The organism is Spirillospora sp. NPDC046719 (assembly GCF_040645715.1).
Classification (GTDB): domain Bacteria; phylum Actinomycetota; class Actinomycetes; order Streptosporangiales; family Streptosporangiaceae; genus Spirillospora.
In genome coordinates, this window is the sequence record NZ_JBEYYT010000751.1 from 1 (window position 1) to 2793 (window position 2793).

At 77.5% G+C, this 2793-nt stretch carries 2 protein-coding genes and 1 pseudogene; all 3 read right to left on the bottom strand.

Annotated elements, in window-relative coordinates:
- Positions 1-25 precede the first annotated feature (25 nt).
- Positions 26-1033, bottom strand: coding sequence for a GAP1-N2 domain-containing protein (locus tag ABZ914_RS49660; protein ID WP_500201564.1), 1008 nt, complete (start codon positions 1031-1033; stop codon positions 26-28).
- Positions 1034-1035: 2 nt separating this feature from the next.
- A complete protein-coding gene (locus ABZ914_RS49665) occupies positions 1036-2295 on the bottom strand; it encodes a TRAFAC clade GTPase domain-containing protein (RefSeq protein WP_500201566.1) in 1260 nt (419 codons plus the stop codon).
- Positions 2295-2793: pseudogene (locus ABZ914_RS49670) on the bottom strand (hypothetical protein); the annotation flags it as partial. The pseudogene ABZ914_RS49670 and the gene ABZ914_RS49665, both read right to left, overlap by 1 nt.

Sequence of the window (2793 nt, forward strand, 5' to 3'; positions counted from 1 at the left end):
GCGCGACCTCGCGCCGGGCGTCGCGTCACACCCAGTCGGGGACGGCCGCGCCCGGCCGCGACAGCAGCGCCCCGGCCGCGCTCTCCTCGGCGGCGGTGACGGGCGCGTCGCGGCGGCACAGCGCCAGCAGCGCCGCGGCGCCCTCCAGCACCGCCGGGTCGGACGGCGCCGCGCCGTCGAGCAGCGCGTGCTCGCCGAGCGCGTCGAGGGCGGGGAAGTCGGCGTCGCGCCAGCACGCCGCGACGGTCCGCGCGAAGCGGGACGCGCCGCCCGCGCCGGCGAGGCCGCCGTGCAGGTCGACGGCCAGCGCGTGCGACGCGTGGTGCCGCACCGCGCTCCACACGTCCGGGGTGGTGCCGACGAGCCGCTGCGCGGCGCCGTCGGGGTCGGCGGTGTAGGTGACGAACGACAGCCGCTCCGCCGCCGCGACCGGCAGCGAGTACGACACCACCGCGATCCAGCGGGCGATCAGCTCGACGTCGGCGGCGACCAGCACGATCCGGCCGTGCCCCCGGCCGAGGACGCCGGCGACCGCGTCCACCAGCCGCGCGAGGGTCCCGTACGCGTCGGGCGGCCCGGACCCCGCGAGCCACTCCGCGAGCGACTCGGGGTCGAGCGCGGCGCCCGGCGCGAGGTCGTCCAGCTCGCCGAGGTCGCCGTCGCCGGGCAGCGGCGTCCAGATCGGCGCGTGCCACAGCTCGGCGGGGCGCAGCCCCTCCAGCTCGTCGGGGTCGGCCACCACCGCGTGCGCGAAGAAGTTGCCGTACCGGCCGGAGTAGTCGCGGCCCAGGTAGCGGCAGCGCAGCAGCAGCGGGCGCCCGTCCACCCGGTCGTACAACAGCGAGACGGGGAACCGGTCCAGCTCGGCGTCGTCGGGGGACAGCGGCGCGTCCGGCGGCGGCCGGTACGACAGGTACGGCGTGACCGCCGCCCGCACCCCGTCGGGCAGGCCCGGCGTCTCCGCGACGAACTGGAACCCGGCCCGGCCGGTGGGCCCGCGCCGCGCGGAGGTGTAGTGCAGCTGCCACGCCACCGTCACGAACCTCCGGGGCGGACGCCGTCGAGCATCCCGAACCGGTACAGCAGCCACAGCAGCGGGTCCTCGGCGCGGTGCGGGCGGACGCCGCCCGCGCCGACCCGGCCGTCCTCGGGGACGCCGCCGAGCGCCGACAGCCCGAACAGTGCGTGCTCGGCGTACTGCTGCCCGAGGTAGGTGTCGAGCTGGCCCGCCTGCCACTCGTGCAGCAGCGCCCGGACCTGCTCGTCCACCGCGTCGCGGTCGTCGAGGTCGAGCACGCCCGCGCCGGACCGGGACCGGCGCAGCGCCGACTGCCACAGCAGGTCCGGGCGCAGCGCGTCGATCTTGGTGAGGGCGACCGCGACCGGTACCGGCAGCGGCTCGCCGGGACGGGTGCCGTGCCGCTGCCGCAGCGCGTCGGTGACCCGCGCGATGATGTCCAGCGGCTCACCGCCGGAGTCGTCGCCGGAGCCGCGCGGATCCGGGACGGTGTCGGAGATCCCCGCCCGCGCGCCCGGCAGCTCCAGCGGATCGACCAGGAAGATGATCGCGTCCGCCGCCTCCAGGTAGCGCAGGTGCAGGTCGGTCGCCTCGCGGCTGCGCAGGTCCTCGCCGGCGGTGTCGAACAGCACCAGCGCGAGGGAGTCGTTGCGCGGGCGGGCGAACCGGCCCTGCCGGAACCGGCCGGCCCGCGTCCGGGTCAGCAGGTAGACGAGGGGCTCGCGCGGGCCCGTCGCGGCGCTCGCGGTCGTCGGCAGCAGCCGCCGCTCCTCCAGCAGCGGCCGCGCGAAGTCGCGCTTGTAGCGCTCGATGGTCCGGTCGTCGCACGCGACGAGCGAGGAGTCCAGCTCCGTGCCGACCCGGTTCATCAGCTCGTGCAGCAGCACCGCTATGTAGGTGCTCTTGCCGGCGTTCTTCGCGCCGACCAGCGCGACGATCCGGCCGGGGGAGTCGCAGTACGCCGACGGCAGCGGGTTGTGGCACTCCGGGCACGCCCGGTTCCCCGTCGGGACGCCGCACTCGGGGCAGTCGGCGCGCCCCTTACGTCCCGGCGCGGCGAACACCGGCGGCAGCGACGCGCCGGCCGTCGACCCCGTGTAGGCGGCCAGCTTCTCGTCGAGGACGGGCGCGCAGCCCTGCCGCCGCCCCGCCTGCCCGCGGCAGCGGAACAGGATCCGCTGCGGCGGGACGGACGCGAAGCAGTACGGGCAGGTGACGCCGTGCCGGGGGAAGAGCCGCGCGGGCGCGCCCGGCAGCCGGGCGAGGGGTCTGGTCATCACGGGACCTGGAGTCGGCGGATCGGGGGATCGGTGAGTTCGATGACATCATCATCGGCGAAGCAGCGCAGCCAGTACGGCGCGGACGCGTCCGGGACGGCCACGGACAGCTCGCCGGGCACCGGCACCTGCTCCCATGTGCCGAGCGTCTCGCCGTCGGCCGCCCGGTGCGGCATGACCCGGCCGCGCCGCAGCACCAGCGACAGCCGCGCCACCCGCAGCGGCCGCGAGCAGGTGAGCCGCAGCGTCAGCGACCGCCGCCACGGCGGCCCCGACCGCTCCAGGTCGTAGCGGACGACGGCGCGCGCCCCGACCTCGGCGGTCACCGGCGGGCCGGTCACCCGCGTCCCGCCGACGGTGCCGGCCGCCGCCACGGCCAGCTCGACGGGCTCGTCCTCGGGGACGGGCAGCCGGACGCCGCCCTGGGTGTCGTACGCGGCGCGGGTGACCGTCGCGCGCCGCTCCTCGTCCGGGTTGGCGGAGCGGCGCGCGTCGTGG